Consider the following 21,441-nt stretch of genomic DNA (forward strand, 5'->3'; position numbering starts at 1 on the left):
CAGTGTGAAGGCAAATCTCCCGAGGAAAGCATGAAGATCGGACAGTTGTCCCAGCGTACGGGCGTGCCGACGCGCATGCTCCGCTACTACGAGGAGCAGGACCTGCTGCACCCCGACCGCGCCGTCAACGGCTACCGGGACTATCCCGAGTCCGCGGTGTACCGGGTCCAGCAGATCCGCGGCCTGCTCGACTCCGGGCTCACCACGGAGATCATCCGCCGTATCCTGCCGTTCCTGACCAGGCCGGACGAGATCCACCTGCATCCGGAGTGCCTGACGCCCGAACTGGCCGAGCTGCTGCGGGCGGAGGCGGGCCGCATCCAGCAGCGCATCGACTGCCTGGCCCGCAACCGGGACGCCATCCACGCCTACCTGGTCGCCGTACGGTCCGCCGCCGACGGGGGCGTCCCCTCGGCCTGATCGTTCCGCTGGAATCCGGCCTGCTGGAACTCGGTCTGCTGGAATGAGGGCATGGAGACCTTGGCCGACCTTCTCTCGGACGCGGCGGCGGGCCGCCCGCCCGCCCCCGACGGCAGCGTGACCGTCCTCCCCCAGCCGTCGGAGCGCGACGCGGGGATCATCGCCTTCACCGCCCACACGGTGGTCTTCGCCGACGTCGACCCGGCTCGGGTGCACGCGCTGCTGCCCGCCGGCGACCTGTCGGCACCGCTCATGCCGGCGTTCCTGACGGCGATGGAGGCCGCGACCGGCAGGCGGACCGGCAACCTCGACCTGCTCGCGCTGGCCGCCCCCGCCCCCGGGCCGCCCCCGCTCCCGCTGGCGGAGCTCACCGCCGGCGACCATCCGCGCGTCGTCCGGGCCCGCCGCTACCGGGACGCCGTGCGCGTGTGGGTCACCGGCGACGGCGCCGGCCTGGTCACGCTGGGCCGCGGCGTGGCGGGCCGCTGGGAGGCGGCCGTCGAGGTGGAGCCCGAGCACCGCGGGCGCGGGCTCGGCAGGGCGCTGGCCGCGGCGGCCAGGCACCTGACGCCCGGCCCGCTGTGGGCGCAGATCGCGCCGGGCAACGCGGCGAGCGTACGGGCCTTCCTCGCCGCCGGCTATCTGCCGATGGGGGCCGAGGTGCTGTTCGTTCCGGAGAACCGATGATCCGCAGGCGTCCTGCGTCCGGGGTCCGCCCGTCGGCGGGGCTCCGGAACGGGGCGCGGAAGGCCCGTGTGCCCTTGCCAGGCCGGGGTGGCGGGTGTCCGGGAGTTTGCTGGTAGGGGGCCCGCTGTTGGGGGAAACCGGGTGTGGCGCTGCGGAGGGCGTCCAAGATCGCTACGTATAGTGATGGCCGATGTCACTTCGTGATTACAGGGGGAGCTCATGAGAGGTAACCTCATCGCCGCCGGCGGTGCACTGCTCGTCGCGGCCGCGGTGTTCAGCATGGCCGGCGTGGCCGCCGCGGACGCCTGGTCCGACGAGAGGCACTGGCACCCGGACAACTGCAGCCTCGGAACGAACGACGACTCCACGTACCACCACGTCACGAAGTACGGCCGGTTCGCCGGCACCCGTGACGCCGACGCCTGCAAGGGCGGCGAGCACGGGCACGACTCCGACGACGACTGGGGTTGGAAGCACGACCACGGCCGCCACAACTGGCCGGGCAGCGGCAACGGCAACTGGATCGGTCACGGCTACGGCCCCGGCGCGGGCGTGGGGGTCGGCGGCTAGGGCCGACGTCCTCACCCACCTCGATCCCGGCGCCCCCGCGGAGCGCCGGGATCGACGCACGCCCCCGCCCTACCACTCGGAGCGCTGATATCTTCTGCCGTAAAGAGTTCCGGGGCAGAGGAGAGTCGTACCGTGGTCGTCTTCGCCGGGCAGGGGGACGCGCGCCGTTCGATGGCGTTGCTGTGGCGGACCGAGGAGCCGGGCGAGTCGCGTCCCGGCCCCAAGCCGGGCCTGAGCGTGGACCTGATCGTCGACGCCGCCATCGCCGTCGCCGATGCCGAGGGCATGGCCGCGCTGTCCATGCGCAAGGTCGGCGAACGGCTGGGCCGCACCGGCATGGCCCTCTACACCTACGTCCCCAGCAAGGGCGAGCTGGTGGACCTCATGTACGACAAGGCCCTGGGCGAGCTGCCCACCGCCTACGACCTGGCCGGCGGCTGGCGGCCGGCGGTCACCGCGTGGGCCGGGCACCTGTGGGAGTTCTACCAGCGCCACCCCTGGGTGCTCCAGGTGTCGCAGGCCAGGCCGGTGCTGGGCCCCAACGAGTTCGCGCTGCTGGAGAGCCTGGTCGCGATCCTGCGCGAGACCGGCCTGCGCCCGCCCGCGCTGCGCGGCGTGGTGTCGCTGCTGTTCGACTTCGTCCGCGGCGCGGCCCGGACGGTCGCCGAGTCCCGGCAGGCCCCGTCGGCCACCGGCGTGTCGGACGAGGAGTGGTGGCACACCCGTTCCCACCTGCTGGAGGAGGTCGCGCCGGGCTTCGCGGCCCGCTTCCCCATGGTGGCCTGGGTCGAGAGCGAGGCCCATGTCCCCGGCGAGGGCGAGCCATACCTGGAGCACCAGGTAAACGAGGCGTTCACGGTCGGGCTCACCGTGCTGCTCGACGGCGTGCAGGCCGCCGTCGAGCGGACTGATCCGCACGCCGGGCCGGTCAGCGCCCCTTGAGGAAGGACGCCCAGGCTTCCAGGCCCGGCTCGGGGTCGGCGCGGCCCACGCCGAGGCGGAACCGGTCGTCCGGCGTGGGCGTGAGCTCCGAGCGGTAGACGCCCGCGGGGAGCAGCAGCACGCCGGCCCGTTCGACCAGCTCGGCGCAGAACGCCTCGACGCCGTCCGGGCCCAGATAGCGGGGGAACGTGACGCAGCCGCCGTCCGGCGCCCGCCACTCGAACAGGTCGCCGAACTCGCCGAAGAACGCCTCGAAGCGCGGCAGGTTGGCGGCGATGATCCCGCGGTTGCGCTCCAGGATGCGGTCCCGTGCCCTGATCGCGATGCGGGCGAGGATCTCGCTGGGCGCGGAGTTGCAGATGGTCGTGTAGTGCTTGGCGCGTTCGAGGCGGGCGCGCAGCTCGCGGTCGCGGCAGGCGATCCAGCCGATGCGCAGGCCGGGCATGCCGAGGGACTTGGAGGTGACGTTCAGCGAGAGCGCCGCCGGCGACAGGTCGGCGGCCTGCGGCAGCGTACGGGCGGGGTCGAGCTCCAGGCCGCGGTAGACCTCGTCGCTGAACAGGTGGATGCCGCGCTCCTCGCACAGCGCGGCCAGCCGGGCGAGGTCGGCCGCGCCGATGACCTTGCCCGTCGGGTTGTTGGGGAAGTTGACCGAAACCACGCGGGTGTTCGGCCGGATCGCGGCCTCCACGGCGTCCAGGTCGAGCGCCCAGTCGCGGGCGGGGTCGAGCGCGACGCCGGTGACCTCGCACAACGCCATCGGCACCGTCTCGGCGGACTGGTAGCAGGGCGTGACCACCACGGCGTGGTCGCCGGGGCCGAGCAGCACCTGCATGGCCAGGTACAGGGCTTCCTGGGCGCCCGCGAAGACGAGCACGTCGTCCGCGCCGACGTGCTCGTAGGTGTCCGCGACCGCCTGGCGCAGCCCCGGGTCGCCGAAGGTCTCGGTGTAGCCGAGGGAGAGCGTCTCCCAGGCGTGCCTGTCGTCGTCGCCGGCCAGGGCGAGCAGCTCGGCCATGGTCATGGTCTGCGCGTCGGAGGCGGCCAGGTGGTGGCGGGCGGTGAACTCCCAGCGGGAGAAGTAGACCTCCAGCCGGAAGTCGGGAAGCGGGGTCACGGTCGGCTCCTCCTGAGCTCGGCGAGCAGGGCGTAGAGGGTGGAGCGGGAAGTTCGCAACGCCCCCGCGACGACGGACGGCGCCCGCCGGACGGTGAAGATCCCGGCCTGGTCCAGCTCGGCCAGCACGGCGAGGCGGTCCTCGCGGGTCAGCCGCTCCACCGGCCGGCCGTGCTCGCGGACGTAGGCGCCGACGATCTGCTGCACGCGCTCGGTCCAGTCCTGCTCGAACAGCGCCTCGGGACGGGGCACCGACGGCGCGGCGAACGCGGCCAGCAGCGCCGCGGCCTGCTCCAAGGGGGTGCGGTCGAGGTTCACGCAGAGCACGGCGGACGGCTCGCCGCCGGAGTCGCGCAGCACGGCGCTCACCGACGACAGCCGCCGCCCGTCGGCCAGCAGCTTCTCGTAGGGGCCGTAGACGCCGTTGGGCGAGGGGTCGAGCCGGTCGAGCTCGCCGAGCAGCGACGGGGCGCCGGGGCCGCGCCCGGACATCGGGTTCCACACGCCCAGGACCTGGTCGCCGCGGACGTCGTGCAGGACCACCTCGGCGTACGGGGCCAGCAGCGCGGCCACCGCCTCGCACACCGGCGACCACAGCCGCACGCGGTCATCCGTCTCCGTCACGCCCCGGATGCTATGTCCAGTCCGGACACTTTGTCCAGCCAGGTCCGGCCTGCACCCCTACGGCCATCGGGCCGCCGGTCGGGCGTGCGCACCTACCGTGACCGGGGTCGGCGGTCAGGCGTGCGCGCCCACGGTGACCGGGCCGAGGGTCAGGCGTGGCCTGCCCTCCAGGATCTCCCCCACCCGCTCCACCTGCTCGTCGAGCTCGCCGCGCTGGGCGGCGGTCAGGCCGGACAGCAGTTCGACCGTGACGTCGATCCGGCCGCCGGAGCGCCGCTGGTGCCAGACCCCGCGCACCTCGCCGTCCACGAGCAGCACGGGGAAGTTGCCCGCCTGCCCGCCGGACAACGCCCGCTGCCAGGCCGGGCCCGGATAGAGCAGCTCACGCGGCCGGCCCGCGATCAGGTAGGCGTCGAAGTACGGCAGCAGGCGCACGCCGCGCGGCGGCCCGTCCGGCACCGCCGCGTCCCCCGCCAGCACCCGGGCCGCACGCCCGTCGAACGACACCTCCTCGGTCTCCACTTCCGCGAACGCCTCCGCCGCCCACCGCGCCGGCGCCCCGACCCACTGGGCGAACTGCGCCGGGGTCGCCGGCCCGTACGCGGCCAGGTAGGCCCTGACCAGGCCGGCCCGCCCGTCCGGCGGCACGGGAGCGTCCGGCGCGGCGCGGTAGGTGACCTTGCGCCCTCTGACCGGCCCGAACACGAACGCGCCGCGGTGCGCCGCCGTGGCCATCGCCTGCCGCCAGCGCGGCCACATGCCCTGGAACGCGGGCATGACCAGGTCGCCCGCCCACGGCCCGGTGGCCGCGACGACCGCGTCGCTCAGCTCGTCGATCGTCATGTCGGCCCCGGACAACACGTCGCGGACGGCCTGGACGACCTGCTCGGTCTGCTCCGCCGTCAGCCGGACGCCCTCGGCCCCGCCGGGCCCCGCGGGCAGCGACGACAGGGCGCCCAGCCACATGGGCAGGTCGCCCGCCGGCAGCAGGTGCACGGTTCCGCGCGGCCCGTGCGTCTTGACCAGGGTCCCCTCGTCCCACAACGCCTCGCGCACGTGGGCGCGGGTGACACCGTCGAACCGCAGGCCGATCGAGAGCTCGGCCGCGGACATGACCTGGGCCTGCGCCCCGCACATGGCGGCCACGACGGCGGCCTGGTCCTTGTCGGCGGCGGGGGCGGCCAGGTGCGCCCGCTCCAGACGCCGCGCGCTGACCTGCGGCCACGACAGTTCGATCACGAATTCCTCCTCGGTGCGGTCCCCTTCACCGTAGAAGGACAAGCGGAAAAGTTCGTTCCGCAGCACGACTCCGCCGAGAACGCCGCGCTGGTCATCGACCGGACGGCCAGGAAGCTCGTCCCCGTCGCGGCCGGCCCCGACCTGACCTGCCTGATCACCTACGCCGTCACCGCCGGCAAACCCTTCACTGCCTGGTCGCTTCCCACCTCGCGGGGAGGCCATGGGCGTGCGAGTGGCGTCGGGTCGGCGCCCTGCGGCAGTCGCGCGAGCTCTGCCGAGGCGCACGAGCGCCCGCCCAGGACGGCGCACAGATGCGCGGCCCAGTCCTGCGGCGCGGCGGACATGAGGCGTGCCACGTGCCGCACGTCGACGAGGTGACCCGAGCGGTGTCGAGGCTGGTCAGCTGAGGTCGCCGGCCTTGCCGAGCAGGTAGCGCTGCTCGACCTGGTTCGCGGTCAGGTCGGCGGCCCGGCGGTAGAGCGCGGCTGCCCGCGTGGTGTCGCCGGTCATCTGGAGCAGGTGGGCGCGGACCGCGTGCTCCCGCTGCCGGGTGAGCGGGTGCCGGTCCAGGTGGTGGCGGCGGTCGAGGTCGTCCAGGAGCGCCAGGCCGCGGGCCGGTCCGTAGGCGTGGGCCACCGCCACCACCCGGCTGAGCTGGACCGGCGCGGTGGGGGTGAGCCGTTCGAGCCACATGTACAGCACGGCGATCTGGACCCAGTCGGTCCGGTCGGGTGCGGAGGCCGCGGAGTGCACGGCGGCGATCGCGGCCTGGAGCTGATAGGGGCCCGTCCGGTCGCGGTTCCAGACGCCGTCGATGAGAGCGATGCCCTCGTCGATCAGGTCGTGGTCCCACCGGGTGCGGTCCTGCTCGTCCAGAGGCACCAGGTCACCGCCGTCCGTACGGGCGGCGCGCCTGGACTCGGTGAGCAGCATCAGCGCCAGCAGGCCGGTCACCTCGGCGTCGTCGCCGAGCGTGGCGAAGGCCACGGCGGCGGCGGCCGAGTGCGCGATGCCGTGCCAGGACATCCGCGCGACCGGCCCCTCGGGGGTCCCGGCCGGAAAACCCTGCTCGGGGTCCATGGTGAAGATCCCGGCCGCCACCAGCCCGGCGCCGAAGACGCCCACCAGGATCGGCAGCGCCCGCCGCCCGATCCCTTCGGTGAGCGTGCGCCTGACGCCGACGGCCAGCGCCAGCGCCCCCGTCCCCGCGAGGACGAAGGTGAGGATCTGGATCCACCCCAGGTCGCCGGTGGACAGCTGGCTGATGGGGTGCCGGGTGATGTCGAAGCCCGCGCGGGTGAGCATCTGCGTGGTCGCCGAGGCGAAGAAGATCGGCCCGGCCAGCGCCCCGGCCAGCAGCAGGCGTCGGGACGTCCGGGCGGTTCCATGGACGGGAACGTCGGCGGCAGTGGCGGTCATGACGTACTTCCTTCCTTGTCGGTGGGTTCTCGCTCGCTACCTCGGACCCGGGTCGGGACTTTTGACGCCGGTCGAGTGTGATTCACGTCACAGCGAGGTCGTGTCAAAGCCCGGCAGGCGGCTCCGAGGTACCGGCGAAACAACCACAGAGGAGGACAACATGATCGAGATCCAGCAGCCCAGCCCCGAGCTGAAGGCCCTGGACCGGCTGGTCGGCACCTGGAAGGTCACCGGCGGCGCGGAGGGGACCGTGCGCTACGAGTGGCTGCCCGGACGGTTCTTCCTCGTCCAGCACGTCGAGCTCACCCAGTTCGGCGAGCCGGTCACCGGCATGGAGATCATCGGCAACCTGCGTCCGTTCGGTGAGCCGACCGGGACGGACGTGGTGTCCCGGTACTACGACTCGGCGGGCAACACCTTCGACTACGTCTACGAGCCGGCGGGCGACAGGCTGACCATCTGGGCCGGGGCCAAGGGCGGCCCGGCCTACTACGAGGGCGTCTTCGACGCCGACGGCACCACGCTCACCGGCGAGTGGGTCTACCCCGGCGGCGGCGGGTACGCCTCCACCTCGACGCGCGTCTGATCGAGAAGGGTCCCGCGGCGAGCCGTCCTGAACGGCTCGCCGCCCCCCGCCCCGGGATGAGCTGCTGTGGCGTCAGGGAATCCGGCATGCTTCCTGATGACGGGAACCGGTCGGCCGCGAGCGGGCAAGTGGGGGTGTCCCGTCCGTGAGCCGAGAGGCCAGAGCATGTCAGATACGAGCCCCGCCGATTCCGCCGTCCTCGCGCGGTCCCGGCAGGAGCCCGAGGTGTTCGCGGAGATCTTCCGCAGGCACGCGCCTGAGATCAAGAGATTCGTCGTCCGCCGCCTCGGGCCCGACGTCGCCGAGGACGTGGTGGCGGAGACGTTTCTCGCCGCCTTCCGCCAGCGTGGCCGTTACGACCCGGCCAGGCACAACGCCCTGCCCTGGTTGTACGGCATCGCGACCAACCTCATCGGCCGCCACAAGCGCACCGAGGCCAGGCAGCTGAAGCTGCTGGCCCGCACCGGTGTGGACCCGGTCACCGAACCCTTCACCTCGCGCAGCGACGAGCGGCTGAGCGCTCAGGCCGTGCGGCAGCGCCTGGCGGGCGCGCTCGCCGCGCTGCCCGCCGGGCACCGCGACGTGCTGCTCCTGGTGACCTGGGGCGGCCTCAGCTACCCCGAAGCCGCCGAGGCGCTCGGCATCCGCGTCGGAACGGTCCGCTCCCGCGTCAACCGGGCCCGCGCGAAGATCCGTCAGGAACTGGGCGGGACCGACCCCACAGCACTCGTCATCGAGGAGGTTCGCCATGGATGAGCTGGCTCAGCTCAACGACTTCCGCTCCGAGGTCCCCGTGCAGGAGGACCTGCGGGCCGAGGCGGAGCGGCTGATGGCCGGCATGTCGGCCCCGGCACCCTCCGGCCTGCGCCGCCTCGCACTGCGCGCCGCGCTGGCGGGGGGGCTGGCGGCCGCGGTGGGGGCGGCGGTGTTCGTCGTCCAGAGCCCGCCCGTCCCGGCACCAGCCCCGCCGATGATCCGCACGGTCGCGGCCGTGGAGGTGCTGTCGCGGGCGGCCGAACGCGTCGGCAGCCGTCCGGAGCTGCATCCCGGGCCCGGCCAGTTCCTCGTCTACGAGTCGCGCAGCATGGACACCTCCGAAGGGGACGGGGGGATCTGGCTGTCGCGCTCCAAGCGCACGATCTGGCTGCCGGTCGAGGGCAGCGCGGTCGAGGGCGTCCTGCAGGAGGAGATTCTGGCGCCGCTGCCGTACCCTGGGCACCCGCTCCCATCTGCCGCACGGGCGGAGCAGGCGCTGGTGGGCAAGCCCGGCCGTCCGGAGCGGGCGGCCGACTTCGACGACCGGGCCGAGTTCCTGCGCAACGACTACGCCTACGTCAGCAAGCTGCCGACCGACACCGAGGGCATGCGCAGGCACCTCTACACGCAGGTGCCCGACGACGGGCTGCAGGACTACCAGGCGTGGAACCGGGTCGGCGGGTTGCTCGACGAGTCCTACCTGCCCGCCGCGCAGCGGGCCGCGCTCTTCCGCGCGGCGGCCACGATCCCCGGGGTGGTGACGGTGAAGAAGGCTCGGGACGCCGCTGGGCGCACGGGCACAGCCGCGGCGATGGTCTCGCCCAACGGGGTCAGGGAGGAGTACATCTTCGACCCCGAGACCTATGACTACCTCGGCCGCCGGGGGGTGGTCGTGGACGCGAAGCTGGCCAACGCACCGGTGGGGAGCGTGGTGTCGTCGAGCGCGCAACTGAAGGTCAGCGTCGCCGACCGCCCCCCGAGTGTGGAGTAGACGGCGAGGAAGAACATGAGACCGATCATGAAGCTCGCCACCGCCGTGACAGCGCTCTCGGCGGGCATGGTGAGCACGACCGCGCAGGCGTCGGAGCCGCTCGGCACCACCCGCCGGGCGGCCGGCGGCGCGGCTTGCTCAGCCCGCTGCGGCGGGCGGCTGCTTCAGCCGATCGGGCATGTCCAGGCCGGTGACCTTGCGAAACTCCTCGCACGCGCCGACGGGGTCACCGGCATGGGCACGGCGCAGCAGCTCGACGACCTCGTCCATGACGCCCTGGGCGTCCTCGGGCAGTCGCCGCCCGGCGACGAACGCCTCGGCCAGGGGCACGACCGCCTCCCGGAACAGGGTCCCGCCGCCCAGCACGTACCCGAGTACCGTGAGGCTCTGGACGTGATCGGGCAGGTGGACGTCCGGGTGCAGCGCGGCCAGTTCCTGGCGCAGGCGCGCCGCCTCCCGCGCGGGCGGCACGGCTTGGCCCCACCGCCCGGCCAGCACCAATCCGCGAACGTGGTTGTGCAGCGAGGTGGCCAGGTTGGGCAGGTAGGCGTCCCGGCTCAGGGCGGCCAGCTCCCGGTACAGGCTGACGGCTGCCGCGGAGACGCGCAGGCCGTCGGCCGCCTGCCCGGTCTCCTTCAGCCGGTTCGCGTGGTTGAGCAATGAAGTGGCCAGGATGGGCAGGTAGGCGTCCCGGTTCAGCGCGGCCAGCTCCTGGGACAGGCCGACGGCCCCTTCCGAGACCCGCAGGGCGTCTGCCCGCCGCCCCGTCTCGGCCAGCAGCACGGCGTTATTGATCAATGACAGCGCCAGGCCCGGCAAGTGGGCGTCCCGGTTCAGCGCGACCAGCTCCCGGAACAGGCTGACCGCCTCGTGCGAGAGGGGCGCCGCCTCCGTCCCCCGCCCCTTCCCGGCCAGCAGCATGGCGTGGTTGTCCACCGACATCGCCAGGTCGGGCAGGAAGGCGTCCCGGTTCCGCGCGGCCAGCTCCCGGCGCAGGCCGAGGGCCTCGTCCGAGACGAGCAGGGCGTCGTCCCGCCGGCCCATCTCCGCCAGGCGGAGAGCGTGGTTGCTCAACGACATCGCCAGGTCGGGCAGATGGGCGTCCCGGTCCAGCGCGACCAGCTCGCGGCGCAGGCGGACGGCCTCGTCCGAGAGGGGCGCCGCCTCGGCCCGCCGTCCCATCTCGGCCGACAGCTGGGCGTGGTTGCTCACCGACTGCGCCAGTCTGGGCAGGAGGGCGTCCCGGTCCTGCGCGGCCAGCTCCCGGTACAGGGTGAGGGCCTCGTGCGAGATCTGCAGGGAGTCGTCCCGCCGCCCGATCTCCACCAGCCGAACGGCGTGGTTGCTCAACGAGGTGGCCAGATCGGGCAGGTAGGCGTCCCGGTTCCACTCGGCCAGCGCCCGTCGCAGGGTGACGGCCAGCTCCGAGACGGCCGCCGCCTCCTCCCGGTCCCCGATGTCCGCGAGCCGGGGAGCGTGGTTGCTCAACGACTTCGCCAACGCGGGCAGGTAGGCATCCTGGTCCAGCGTGGCGAGCCGATACCAGAGCTGGACGGCCTGATGGCCTTCAGCCACGGCGCGGGCGTGCAACCCCGCGAAGGTGAGGCGGAAGGCCAGGTCATCGTGGATCCGGGCACGGGCGGCCGGATCGGAAGTGGCGGCCAGCCGAGCCTCGGCCAGCCGGGAGGCCACCGCGGCCACCCCGACGTCGAGGTCGACCTGCCGTTGTGCGGGGAACGTCGACTCGATGGCCTCCAGCAGCCTCGTATCGATGTCGTCCAGGCCGGCCAGCGCGACCAACGCGGCGCCGCCGGCCTGCACAGCCAGGTGCGGGGCCTCGGCCAGCAGCGGATACACCTGCTGCCGTGCCACGTGGGGCCAGCGGCGAGCGGCCTCGATCAACGTGATCAGCCCATGACGCGCCCACGCAGGCGCCTTGCCGGCCGATCCGTCACCGGTGTCGGTGAGGCCCGCCAGCAGCCGGGCGGGCGCCTTCTCGGCCCACGGGTCAGCGGGGAAGTCGCAGGCGTGGCCGGGCGTGGACAGGGCGAGGAAGTCCTCACCCAGCCGGTCGGGGTACAGGGGCTCCAGCACCGTGCCGCCGGCCCGAGCCACCGATGCCGCCTGCCCCGGCACGGGCCCGGGGCCGGGAGCCGCGGCGGGCGGGTAGCACAGCGCGTGGTCCTTGAGCAGTTGCCCGGCCGCCTGCGTGGATTCGATCTCGGCGCGGGTCAGGGCGGCCCTGCCGTCCTCGTAGCCGAGCCGGCCGGTGAGAGTGGCGGTGTAGACGATCTGCCCCATCGCGTCCGGCGAGGTCGCCAACGGTTTCTCCCGGCGCGGGGACGCCATCGCCTCCCAATGATCCCGCTCGCGCGCCAGCAGGAACTCCGACACCTGTGCCGGATCGGCGGGAGCGGCCTGGCCGCGGTCGTGGGCCAGCACCGCGGCCAGGGCGGCCATGTGCACGGTCAGCACCAGCCGATAGGCCTCATGCCGTTCCAGTCCGGGCGGCGCGGGCACCGCCTCCGCGCCGGGCACCTGCAGCAGCTCGGCGAACCGGTCACGGGCCGCGGCGAACAGCGTCCCGCGGCTGATGCCTGCCTCCTGCTCCAGCGGCTCCAGCGCCGTCCTGCTGGGCGTCAGGCGCAGGTCGCGCTGGATGCGGCCGTTCAGGCTGTCCCACCAGGTGCCCGCCGGGCGGGCCAGCAACAGCACCCGCACCGGCATCCGGCCGGGCAGGCGGGTGTCGCGCAGCAGGGTGAGCAGGTCGGCGGTGTCCCACCGTTCGGCATAGTCCACCACCACCAGCACCCCGGCCGCCCCGTCGAAGGCGGGCACCTCGAAGTCCTCGGCGGTGGAGCGGTCACGCCGATGGTGGGCGGCGAGCACCACCCAGCCCCGCCGCCGCCACCGCTGCGCCACGTGACCGGCCAGCCGGGTCTTGCCCTGCCCGCCCGGCCCATGGATCAACCGGACAGCCACGTCCTGCCGGGGGTCTGCGTCCCGCCAGCGTGCCAGCTCGGCCAGGAGGGCCTGGCGGCCGGTGAAGTCGACGAGCGCGTGCGAGGCCCGCAGCAGCTCACTGGGCTGCGCCCGCGCCTCGGCCCCCGCCGGTGGCGGCTCCGGAGCGGGCCGAACCGCCCACCGGTACGGCTCCGCGCCCCCGTACACGATCAGGTCGCCGGCGGCCTGGTAGATCCGGGCCAGCCCGGCGCCGTGGGCCTCCTGGATCACCCGCCCTGATCCGCCCGCCCCGCTCATCGTTTGTCGATGTCGCGGCCGGCCTGATACACCTGCCCCCGCCCGGTGGCCTTCGCCCGCTGCCGCACGGAGCGCGCCTCGTCGCCCGCGTCACCGGCCGCGGTCCGCTCCGGCGGCGTGTCGTTGATGTCGCGGCCGGCCTGATGCACCCGACCGTCTCCCATGGCCGTGGCCCTCTGCTCCACCCCGTCGCCGCCGCTGCGCCGCTCCGCGATCAGCCCGTACACCGCCAGCCCCAACCCGGCCACCGCGACGAACAACCCGATCACGCTGGCCAGCCTGTCCGCCTCCTCCAGGCCCACTTTCGAGAAGTAGACGCCCAGCCCTGCCAAGGCCGCCACCGCGACCGCAGCCCCGCCCCGCACCAGTACACGTCCGCGCATATCCGGCATCATCGGGCAGCCAACAAGATCACACAACGCGAATGCGTCGACACGTACCCGTCCCGGGCGAAGTACGCGCGGCCCAGGAGCTCGAAGTGGTGCGCCACCGCGGCTCCCATGACAGTCATCCTTCAGAGAGATCCGATCACCTGGAGGACAAATCGCGATTTTCGGCGCACGAAGAGCTGTAAAGACTTGATTGATCGGATGAAACGTGACCTCGGCGTGATCGTCTTCACCTGAGGGCTTGGCCACAATGAGGCCATCCCCCGACTGGAGGCCCTTGTGCGCCATGGCAAGCCCTGGCGGCTGCTCCTCGCGGCATCTCTCGCCGCGACCGGACTGACCGCTCTCACCCCCGCCTCCGCCCAGGCGGCCGGCACCGTCTTCCACGTCTCCCCCGACGGCGACGACGGCGCCGCCGGCACCGAGGCGGCGCCGTTCCGTACGATCGAGCGCGCCCAGCGCGCCGTGCGCGCGGCCCTGCCCACCGCACCGGAGCCGCCCCGGGTACGGGTCCGCGGCGGCGTCTACCACCTCGCCGAGCCCCTCACCTTCACCCCCGCCGACTCCGGGGCCGTCTACGAGGCGGCCGCCGGCGAGCAGGTCGTGCTCAGCGGCGGACGCAGGCTGACCCCCGCCTGGACCCCGTACCAGGGCGCGACCCTGATGGCCGACATCGGCGCGGGCCTCGACTTCGACGAGCTCTTCCTCGACGGCACCCGGCAGGTCCTGGCCCGCTACCCGAACGTCGATCCCAAGGAGGCCGTGCTCGACGGGTACGCCGCCGACGCGATCTCGCCCGAACGGGTGGCCCGCTGGAAGAACCCCACGACCGCGCTGGTCCGCGGGCTGCACCAGGGCGAATGGGGCGGGAATTCGTTCAGGGTGACCGGCGTCGGGGCCGGCGGCGCCCCGATCCTGAAGTGGGTCGGCGACAACAACCGGGGCGACGGCCTGCATCCGCAGAAGCGCATGGTCGAGAACGTCCTGGAGGAGCTGGACGCCCCCGGCGAGTGGTTCTACGACAAGGACGCCGGCCGCCTCTACCTCCAGCCGCCCGCGGGCCTCGACCCGGCCAAGGCCCGCGTCGAGACCGCCGAGCGGGAGGAGCTCGTGCGGGTCGTCGGCGACTCGCCCTCCGCGCCGGTGCGCGACCTCACCTTCACCGGGTTCACCTTCACCCAGACCCACCGCACGCTGTTCAGCCGCCCGTACGAGAAACTGCAGCTCGGCGACTGGGCCATCGTCCGCGCCGGCGCGGTCTACCTGCGGAACACCCAGCGGATCACCATCCGCGACGCCCGGTTCGACCAGGTCGGCGGCAACGCCGTCTTCATGGACGGGTACGCCGACGGCAACGTCGTCTCCGGCGGCGAGTTCCGCGGGTCAGGGGCCAGCGACGTCGCGGTCATCGGCTCGCCGGCAGCCGTCCGCGAGCCCTCCACCTGGGACGACATGCGGCGCACGATCACCGACACCACGCCGGGCCCGAAGACCGAGGACTACCCGCGCGACATCACCATCAGCGGCAACCACATGACCCGCAACGGCCGGTTCGAGAAGCAGAGCTCGGGCGTGCAGATCTCGATGAGCCGCCGGGTGACAGTGTCCGGCAACACCGTGCACGACGGCCCGCGCGCCTGCGTCGACATCAACGACGGCACCTGGGGCGGCCACGTCATCGAGGACAACGACATCTTCGACTGCGTGAAGGAGACCTCCGACCACGGGCCGATCAACAGCTGGGGCCGCGACCGCTTCTGGCCGCTGACCGCCGACGACGCCCAGAAGAAGGCGTACGCCAAGCTCGACGCGATGGAGACGACGAAGATCCGGCACAACCGGATCCGGCACTCCTCCCACTGGGACGTCGACCTCGACGACGGCTCCTCCAACTACGAGGTCACCGGGAACCTGCTGCTCAACGGCGGGGTGAAGCTGCGTGAGGGCTTCTTCAGGACCGTGCGCGGCAACATCTTCGTCAACGGCGGCGGCCACTTCCACGTCTCCTACGCCGGCAACGGCGACGTCGTCGAGAAGAACATCTTCGTCACCGACGACCCGTACGACTTCATCCAGAGCGACCCGTCCACCTCCGGGACCGTCTACGACGACAACCTGTTCTGGAACAACGGCAGGCCGGTCGCCGACATCACCGCCGCCTGGCGGGCCCGCGGGCTGGACACCCGCTCGGTGGTCGCCGACCCGCTGTTCGAGGGGCAGAGCCCGTACGCCGACCCGGCCAAGCTCGACTACACGCTCAAGGCCGGCTCCCCCGCCCTCGCGCTGGGCTTCCAGCCGTTCCCGATGACCGGGTTCGGCAAGCCCGGCGCGCCCACGCCGCCGCCGCTCACCTGGCGCGAGCCCGAGACCGGCATGACGATCGGCAACCTGGCCGAGCCGCTCATGGGCGCGACGGCCACCGAGATCCACAGCGACGAGGTGAAGTCCTCGGTCGGGCTCACCGACTACGACGGCCTGTTCCTGGCCGCCGTCCCGGCCGGGTCCCACGCCCACGGGCAGGGGCTGCGCACCGGCGACGTGATCAGGGAGATCGCCGGGACCAAGGTCACCGGCCGCGACAGCTTCTGGCAGGTCTACAACCGCACGCCCGCCGGGCGTCCGGTGCCGCTGAAGGTCTGGCGCGCGCAGGCGCTGACCGAGCTGAGCCTGACCAAGGCGTACGGCGTGGAGACCATCGACAACGTCTCCGGCGTCACCTACACCGGCCAGGGCTGGGACTGGAAGAACGACCGGCGCGGCGGCGGCGGCTCGACCCTCGACGACCTGCACGCCACCCAGGCCGACGGCGACTCCTTCGAGCTGGCCTTCCACGGCACCGGCGTGGAGTACATCGCCCAGGTCAACTCCGACGAGGGCAAGGTCGACCTCTACCTGGACGGCAAGCTCGACGCCACCGTCGACAACAGCAACCCGACCCGGGAGTACCAGAAGGTCGTCTACACCAGGACCGGGCTGGCGCCGGGCCCGCACACGCTCAAGGGCGTCAAGAAGGACGGCTCGTACTTCATCGTGGACGGCTTCAAGATCCACTCGGCCCCGCCGAGCGAGGACGGCGAGCCTCCGGTGACGACCGCGTCCGGCGTGCCCGCCGGCTGGTCGGACGGGCCCGTTGAGGTGGTCCTGACCGCCGCCGACGCGGGCTCCGGCGTGGCGCGCACGGAGTACCGGCTCGGTGACGGCCCCTGGCAGCCCTACACCTCCCCCGTCCGGGTGGACCGTGAAGGGGAGAGCGTGCTGGCCTTCCGCAGCGCCGACCGGGCGGGCAACGTCGAGGAGCCGAAGTCGGTCACCGTACGGATCGACGCGACGGCCCCCACCCTGACCGTCACGCCGGACCCCGCCCGGCTGTGGCCGCCGAACCGCAGGCTGGTGCCGGTGCAGGTCGCGCTGAAGGCGTCCGACGCCGGGCCCGTCAGCGTCACCCTGGTCTCGATCACCAGCTCCCAGGGCGACGCCCGGGGCGACGTGCGCGAGGCCGCCACCGGCACCGCCGACACCTCCTTCGCCCTGCGCGCCGAACGGGACGGCGGCCAGGACCGGGTCTACACGATCACGTACCGGGCGGTGGACCGCGCGGGCAACGCCACCGAGACCCGCGCCCAGGTCACCGTGGGACGCGCCGGATAGGTCGCGGACAGACCGGCTTCTTCGAGCCGGTCTGTCCGACTTCTGCAGTCATGCGCATGGCGGGCTTCCTGTCAGGGCAGGACCCCGCCATGACGTCTGCGCGAGGCTTCGGCGGCGGGTCCGGGATATTCCGCCGCAAACCGGTAGAACAGATCGCCACCGAGCACGAGGGTGAGCTCAACCGCGTGCTCGGGCTCTGGCAGCTCACCGCGATCGGGGTGGGCGGCATCATCGGCGCCGGCATCTTCGCGCTGGCCGGCGCCGTCGCCAACCAGACCGCCGGGCCCGCCGTCGTGATCTCCTTCCTGATCGCCGGCATCGCCAGCGCCGCCGCCGCGTTCTCCTACGCGGAGTTCACCGGCATGATCCCGAAGGCCGGATCGGCGTACACGTACGGGTACGCGGTGCTCGGCGAGATCGTCGGCTGGTTCATCGGCTGGGACCTGCTGCTGGAGTACACCGCCATCGTCGCCGTCGTGGCGATCGGCATCTCCGGCTACTTCGGCTTCCTCCTCGGCCAGTTCGGCATCGACCTGCCCGCCTGGATGCTCGGCGCGCCGGGCACCGGGCCCGGACACGTCGTGGACCTGTTCGCGGGGATCCTGTGCCTGTTCATCGCGTTCCTGCTCAACCTCGGGATGCGGTCGGCCGCCCGGTTCGAGACGTTCGTCGTCGCGATCAAGGTCGCGGTGGTGCTGCTGGTGATCGTGGTCGGCTTCTTCTACATCAAGACCGCCAACTACACGCCGTTCTTCCCCTACGGGTTCGGCGGGGCGGTGACCGGCGCGGCCACCGTGTTCTTCGCCGTCTTCGGCTACGACGCCATGAGCACGGCGGCCGAGGAGTCGAAGGACGCCCAGCGGCACATGCCCAAGGCCATCCTCTACTCCTTGGCCATCTCGATGGTCCTGTACGTGCTGGCCTGCCTCGTGCTCACCGGCATGCAGAACTACCAGGACATCGACCCCGAGAGCGGCTTCTCCTCCGCGTTCGCCTCCGTCGGGCTGTCCGGGCTGGCCAGCGTCATCGCGGTCGGCGCCATCGTCGGCATCCTGACCGTCATGTTCACGTTCATGCTGGGCGTCACCCGCGTGTGGTTCGCGATGAGCCGGGACGGGCTGCTGCCCTCCTGGTTCGCCAAGCTCCACCCCGTACGGCACGTGCCGACCAGGGTGACCTGGATCGTCGGCGTCGGCTCCGCGCTCATCGCCGGGTTCCTGCCGATCAGGGAGGCGGCTGAGCTGACCAACATCGGCATCCTGCTGGCCTTCGTGGTGGTCTGCGCGGCGGTGATCGTGCTCCGCTACCGGCGTCCCGACCTGCCGCGCAGCTTCCGCATGCCGGGCATGCCGGTGGTGCCGGCGATCGGGGTGCTCTTCTCCCTCTGGCTGATCACGTTCCTGGAGCCGCTGACCTGGCTCAGGTTCGTCGTGTGGTTCCTGATCGGGCTGGTGATCTACTTCGCCTACGGGCGCCGCCACTCGGCGCTGAACCGCCGCGACTGACGGCCGGCGGCGGGGTCAGTTCGTGTCCTGGTAGACCTTGGGGCCGATCGCCTTGTACGCCGCCTTGGAGGCGTCCTTGAGCCACGGCCGGGTGCTGGTGGAGTTGGCGCGGTTGGTGTAGACGGCCATGGTGTGCAGCAGGTAGCGGTGGGTGTACCCGACCCATCCCCAGGTCTGGGCCCGGCTCCAGCTCGTCGAGTGGCACAGCCCTGAGCCGGGGCCCTTCTGGGGGCAGACGATCCCCCAGGCGTCGGCGTAGGCGTCGTCGAGCCGCGCGTACGCGGTGTCGGCCCGGCCGTCGTTCTTCAGCGGCACGACCCACACCGAGACCATGATGCGCTTGTTCCCGGGGGCTCCGGGGTTCACGTACGAGCCCTTGACCATCTTGGAGCAGCGTGCCTTGCGCAGGACCGAGCGGACGTTGGCCGCGTGGTAGGCGTCCGGGCACTTGTCCACGCCGCTCGACCGGAGGGTGTAGCGCACGCCCTTGGCCGTGGTGAAGGAGCTGGGCAGCAGGGCGCTCGGCGTGAGCGGGGTCGGGTCGGTGTCCTGGCGGTCGAGGTCGCCCGGGTCGAACGGCTCCTCGGTGGGCGGTTCGAGCGTGGGCGTCTCGGTGGGCGTCTCGGTGGGCGTGTCCGTGGGCTGTGCGCTGGGCCATGGGGTGGCCGGGGACAGCGACGGCGTGGGGGCGACGGCGTCCGGCGAGCCGGACGCGGCCGTCAGCCTGCTGTCACCGCGCTCCGGGCCGAGATCCTTCACCACCGAGACCACGAACACCGCGGCCGCCACGACGAGCACCATGCCGACCACTCCCACGCCGGCCCCCAGGGCGACCTTCATCCCCGTGCTGAGGCCCGCACCGGACGGAGGGGGCCCCACGGGCCCGGGAAAAGGCGGCCTCGAAGGCCCCTGAGGTGGTGGCGGTGGCAGGAGTGAGGGTGACGGCGGTGGCGAGAGCGGCGCCCCCTGCGGTGGTGAGGGTGATGGCGGTGGCAGGAGCGGCGGCCCCTGCAGTGGTGACGGTGGTGGTTGTGACGGCGGCGGCAGGAGCGGCGGCCCCTGCGGTGGCAGAAGTGAGGGTGACGGTGGCAGCAGAGAAGGTGACGGTGGTGGGGATGACGGTGATGGCACCAGTGGCGGCGACGGCGGAGGTGGCGGTGGCGGTGGCAGGAGTGGGGATGGTGGGAGCGCTGCCTGGCTGGGCGTGGTCGTGGCCGACGTGGCGGCCTGCCGCAGTTCCTCGGCCCACCGTTCCGGACGCGGCCGCTCGTCCGCGGGCCCGTGCAGCGCCGCCGCCGCGAGGTCGGCCGCCGCCGGAGCGACGGCGGCCAGCCGGCCGGGGTCCGTGGAGGTCCGGTCGCGGGCCAGGAGCCGGACGGCCAGCAACGCGAACCCGTATGCGTCGCCCTGTGTGGTGCCCTCGGGCCCGTCGGCGGGGATCTCCCGGCCGGACGCCTCCACCTGGGGTAACGCCGCCGCCCCGGCGAGCCGCATCGCGTCGCAGCCGATGAGGAAGCACTCCGGGGAGCCTTCCGTGGCGAACAGCAGGCGCTCGGGCGACAGGTCGCCGACGACGATGTCCATCGTGTGCAGGCGGGCGAGCGTGTCGGCCAGGTCGGCCAGCAGCAGCAGGCGATCGCGATCGCCGACCCGCCGGCCGATCCCGCCGACGTGGGCGCCGTCACGGGCGTGGTCGTGGGCGCCGTCACGGGCGTCGTCGTTGAGCAGGAGCTCCATCGTGGCCGGTCGGCGCTCGGTTCCCGCAGGCGTCCGCAGGTCGAAGGAGAACCGGTGGGGCACCGACCGCATGAGGAAGCCGCGGACCGCGCCGCCGGACACGACGATCTCGGCGGGCCAGGCGGCCTTGTCGCACAACCAGGCCGCGTCCCATCCGGGGAGCCGGCCGATCAGCCCGGCCATCTCGGTGAGGACGCCCGCGTCGATGCCGGGCAGGACGGCGGGGTCGTACTCCTTGTACGCAACCTCGAACTGGCCGTTGATCCGGCGGCCGGGCACCTCGTGGACCGTGCCCCGGCCACCCTGCCCGAGAAGCCGGCCGAGGACGAGGTCCGCCCGCTCGGTGCCGTTCGTCGGGCCGTTCGTCGGGTCGCTCATCGGGCCGCGTCCCTCGGCCACAGGGCCAGCAGCGTGCGGTCGCCGTCGAACGCCTCCCCGGAGAAGTCGAGCAGGTGCGCCAGCCACAGCGGGGACGGCGGAGCGGCCAGGTGCTCGGCGAACAGCGCGCCGACCCGGCCGTCCCCGTCGCCCAGCGGATCACCGAAGCCGTCGGTGCCCACCAGCAGGACCTGGCCGGGCGTCAGCGTCCCGGACCACCGCTCGGGCCGCTCGGGCACCCCCGGCAACACGGCCACCCATGCGGAGGCCACAACGGAGGCCGAAGCGACGACCGCGGCAGAGGCCGATGCAGACGCCGATGCAGAGGCCGCGGCGGGGGCCGATGCAGACGCCGTGGCGGGAACAGAAGCGGCGGCCGAAGCGGGGGCCGCGGCGTCGTCCGGCTTCGGGTCGAACAGCGGGAGGAACCGGGGCCCGGCCAGGTCGAGCGTCCAGGCGCCCGAGTCGCCGACGCGGGCCAGCGAGACCTCGACCCCACGCGCCCCGGCCTCGACCGTGCCGATCACGAGCGTGGTGGCCAGCAGTTCCTCGACCTCCGCCGCGCCGGGCTCGCGCCCCAGCATCGCCGCGGCCTGCCGGTGCAGCGTCCCGGCCGCGTGCCGGAGGGCCGCGACGAGGTCGGGCGCCGGACTGCCCTCGTCGAGCTGGGCATGGACGGCCCACACCGCCGCGCGGCACGCCTCCGAGGCCCCGACCGTCGAGGCGGAGGCGCCGGACAGCCCGTCGGCCACGGCGAACACCACGATGCCGGTCCCCTCGTGGAGCACGGCGCAGCTGGCGTCCTGGCGGGGACGGCGGTGGTGGCGGTGCCGTTCGCCCCGGACCGAGGCCGACCGCAGCGTCACGTGCGGAGCCGACCACCCGTCGCACTCGGCGTCGGGGCACGTGCCTCCCTGCGGGCGCGGCGGCGCCGGCTCGAACTCCGGGCGCGCCGGCTCGATCTCCAGGCCGGGCGCGTCGAGCACGACCCGCTCCCAGGCGCGGATCCGGTCTGCCTGCTCCGGTGCGTGCCGCACGTGCACTCCCCGCCCTTCGAGCCCGCCCTTTTTCGGAGGATATCAGCGTCCATTTGCTGAAGATCAAGGATTTGTGGACCCGGATGTGCCGGTGCCTCCGGCATACCGTGGCGTTATGGAAATTTGTGAGCTGTTC

The 21,441-nt window shown here is 72.9% G+C and carries 17 protein-coding genes; 9 read left to right on the forward strand and 8 right to left on the reverse strand.

Annotated features, from left to right (window positions below; genetic code table 11):
* The first annotated feature begins 30 nt into the window (after window positions 1-30).
* The 4 genes from ABZ459_RS38730 (at window position 31) to ABZ459_RS38745 (ending at window position 2,619) form a co-directional block, all read left to right on the forward strand.
* Window positions 31-420: a MerR family transcriptional regulator gene (locus ABZ459_RS38730; protein WP_357981516.1), complete on the forward strand. Its 390-nt coding sequence runs from the start codon at window positions 31-33 to the stop codon at window positions 418-420.
* A 51-nt stretch (window positions 421-471) separates the two neighbouring features.
* Window positions 472-1,107, forward strand: a complete 636-nt coding sequence (locus ABZ459_RS38735) for a GNAT family N-acetyltransferase (RefSeq protein WP_357981519.1) — start codon at window positions 472-474, stop codon at window positions 1,105-1,107.
* Between the two features lie 219 nt (window positions 1,108-1,326).
* Window positions 1,327-1,677 (forward strand): hypothetical protein, encoded by a 351-nt coding sequence (locus tag ABZ459_RS38740; RefSeq protein ID WP_357981522.1) that lies wholly within the window; start codon window positions 1,327-1,329, stop codon window positions 1,675-1,677.
* Window positions 1,678-1,809: 132 nt separating this feature from the next.
* Window positions 1,810-2,619 (forward strand): TetR/AcrR family transcriptional regulator C-terminal domain-containing protein, encoded by an 810-nt coding sequence (locus ABZ459_RS38745; RefSeq protein WP_357981525.1) that lies wholly within the window; start codon window positions 1,810-1,812, stop codon window positions 2,617-2,619.
* Here ABZ459_RS38745 and ABZ459_RS38750 read toward each other — a convergent pair.
* The 4 genes from ABZ459_RS38750 to ABZ459_RS38765 form a co-directional block, all read right to left on the reverse strand.
* Window positions 2,606-3,736 carry a pyridoxal phosphate-dependent aminotransferase gene (locus ABZ459_RS38750; RefSeq protein ID WP_357981528.1) on the reverse strand — a complete coding sequence of 377 codons (1,131 nt, stop codon included), beginning with the start codon at window positions 3,734-3,736 and terminating at the stop codon, window positions 2,606-2,608. The two genes, ABZ459_RS38745 and ABZ459_RS38750, sit on opposite strands and share 14 nt — an antisense overlap.
* Complete coding sequence (locus ABZ459_RS38755; RefSeq protein ID WP_357981531.1) at window positions 3,733-4,359, reverse strand: PAS domain-containing protein; 627 nt, start codon at window positions 4,357-4,359, stop codon at window positions 3,733-3,735. Before ABZ459_RS38755 ends, ABZ459_RS38750 begins: the two co-directional genes overlap by 4 nt.
* A 114-nt stretch (window positions 4,360-4,473) precedes the next feature.
* On the reverse strand, window positions 4,474-5,598 hold the full coding sequence (locus tag ABZ459_RS38760) for a winged helix DNA-binding domain-containing protein (protein WP_357981534.1): 1,125 nt from the start codon (window positions 5,596-5,598) through the stop codon (window positions 4,474-4,476).
* Between the two features lie 399 nt (window positions 5,599-5,997).
* On the reverse strand, window positions 5,998-7,017 hold the full coding sequence (locus ABZ459_RS38765; protein ID WP_357981537.1) for a DUF998 domain-containing protein: 1,020 nt from the start codon (window positions 7,015-7,017) through the stop codon (window positions 5,998-6,000).
* Window positions 7,018-7,177: 160 nt separating this feature from the next.
* Here ABZ459_RS38765 and ABZ459_RS38770 point away from each other — a divergent pair, with 160 nt between their 5' ends.
* The 3 genes from ABZ459_RS38770 to ABZ459_RS38780 all read left to right on the forward strand — a co-directional run bounded on the left by ABZ459_RS38770 (window position 7,178) and on the right by ABZ459_RS38780 (window position 9,350).
* Window positions 7,178-7,603 (forward strand): hypothetical protein, encoded by a 426-nt coding sequence (locus ABZ459_RS38770; protein WP_357981540.1) that lies wholly within the window; start codon window positions 7,178-7,180, stop codon window positions 7,601-7,603.
* A gap of 165 nt (window positions 7,604-7,768) precedes the next feature.
* Window positions 7,769-8,359, forward strand: coding sequence for an RNA polymerase sigma factor (locus ABZ459_RS38775; protein ID WP_357981543.1), 591 nt, complete (start codon window positions 7,769-7,771; stop codon window positions 8,357-8,359).
* Window positions 8,352-9,350, forward strand: coding sequence for a CU044_5270 family protein (locus tag ABZ459_RS38780; protein ID WP_357981546.1), 999 nt, complete (start codon window positions 8,352-8,354; stop codon window positions 9,348-9,350). Before ABZ459_RS38775 ends, ABZ459_RS38780 begins: the two co-directional genes overlap by 8 nt.
* A 138-nt stretch (window positions 9,351-9,488) precedes the next feature.
* Here the strand turns inward: ABZ459_RS38780 and ABZ459_RS38785 are convergent, their stop codons facing one another.
* Both ABZ459_RS38785 and ABZ459_RS38790 read right to left on the reverse strand, forming a co-directional pair.
* Window positions 9,489-12,611, reverse strand: coding sequence for a hypothetical protein (locus ABZ459_RS38785; protein ID WP_357981549.1), 3,123 nt, complete (start codon window positions 12,609-12,611; stop codon window positions 9,489-9,491).
* Complete coding sequence (locus ABZ459_RS38790) at window positions 12,608-12,994, reverse strand: hypothetical protein (protein ID WP_357981552.1); 387 nt, start codon at window positions 12,992-12,994, stop codon at window positions 12,608-12,610. Before ABZ459_RS38790 ends, ABZ459_RS38785 begins: the two co-directional genes overlap by 4 nt.
* Before the next feature lie 285 nt (window positions 12,995-13,279).
* Here ABZ459_RS38790 and ABZ459_RS38795 point away from each other — a divergent pair, with 285 nt between their 5' ends.
* Window positions 13,280-16,648, forward strand: coding sequence for a PDZ domain-containing protein (locus tag ABZ459_RS38795; protein ID WP_357981555.1), 3,369 nt, complete (start codon window positions 13,280-13,282; stop codon window positions 16,646-16,648).
* Window positions 16,649-16,737: 89 nt separating this feature from the next.
* A complete protein-coding gene (locus ABZ459_RS38800) occupies window positions 16,738-18,153 on the forward strand; it encodes an amino acid permease (protein ID WP_357981558.1) in 1,416 nt (471 codons plus the stop codon).
* A gap of 15 nt (window positions 18,154-18,168) precedes the next feature.
* On the opposite strand, the gene ABZ459_RS38805 is transcribed toward ABZ459_RS38800, so the two are convergent.
* Window positions 18,169-20,268 carry a hypothetical protein gene (locus tag ABZ459_RS38805; protein ID WP_357981561.1) on the reverse strand — a complete coding sequence of 700 codons (2,100 nt, stop codon included), beginning with the start codon at window positions 20,266-20,268 and terminating at the stop codon, window positions 18,169-18,171.
* Window positions 20,265-21,305, reverse strand: coding sequence for a protein phosphatase 2C domain-containing protein (locus ABZ459_RS38810; protein ID WP_357981564.1), 1,041 nt, complete (start codon window positions 21,303-21,305; stop codon window positions 20,265-20,267). Before ABZ459_RS38810 ends, ABZ459_RS38805 begins: the two co-directional genes overlap by 4 nt.
* Window positions 21,306-21,441: the final 136 nt, after the last annotated feature.

Origin of the sequence: Nonomuraea sp. NPDC005692 (assembly GCF_040631115.1) — a bacterium.
GTDB lineage: Bacteria > Actinomycetota > Actinomycetes > Streptosporangiales > Streptosporangiaceae > Nonomuraea.

Excerpts from the sequence above, each read along its gene's own strand:
- ABZ459_RS38730 (WP_357981516.1), top strand. The coding sequence starts at position 31 with ATGAAGATCGGACAGTTGTCCCAGCGTACGGGCGTGCCGACGCGCATG.
- ABZ459_RS38735 (WP_357981519.1), top strand. The coding sequence starts at position 472 with ATGGAGACCTTGGCCGACCTTCTCTCGGACGCGGCGGCGGGCCGCCCG.
- ABZ459_RS38740 (WP_357981522.1), top strand. The coding sequence starts at position 1,327 with ATGAGAGGTAACCTCATCGCCGCCGGCGGTGCACTGCTCGTCGCGGCC.
- ABZ459_RS38765 (WP_357981537.1), bottom strand. The coding sequence starts at position 7,017 with ATGACCGCCACTGCCGCCGACGTTCCCGTCCATGGAACCGCCCGGACG.
- ABZ459_RS38770 (WP_357981540.1), top strand. The coding sequence starts at position 7,178 with ATGATCGAGATCCAGCAGCCCAGCCCCGAGCTGAAGGCCCTGGACCGG.
- ABZ459_RS38775 (WP_357981543.1), top strand. The coding sequence starts at position 7,769 with ATGTCAGATACGAGCCCCGCCGATTCCGCCGTCCTCGCGCGGTCCCGG.
- ABZ459_RS38780 (WP_357981546.1), top strand. The coding sequence starts at position 8,352 with ATGGATGAGCTGGCTCAGCTCAACGACTTCCGCTCCGAGGTCCCCGTG.
- ABZ459_RS38785 (WP_357981549.1), bottom strand. The coding sequence starts at position 12,611 with ATGAGCGGGGCGGGCGGATCAGGGCGGGTGATCCAGGAGGCCCACGGC.
- ABZ459_RS38790 (WP_357981552.1), bottom strand. The coding sequence starts at position 12,994 with ATGCGCGGACGTGTACTGGTGCGGGGCGGGGCTGCGGTCGCGGTGGCG.
- ABZ459_RS38800 (WP_357981558.1), top strand. The coding sequence starts at position 16,738 with ATGACGTCTGCGCGAGGCTTCGGCGGCGGGTCCGGGATATTCCGCCGC.
- ABZ459_RS38805 (WP_357981561.1), bottom strand. The coding sequence starts at position 20,268 with ATGAGCGACCCGACGAACGGCCCGACGAACGGCACCGAGCGGGCGGAC.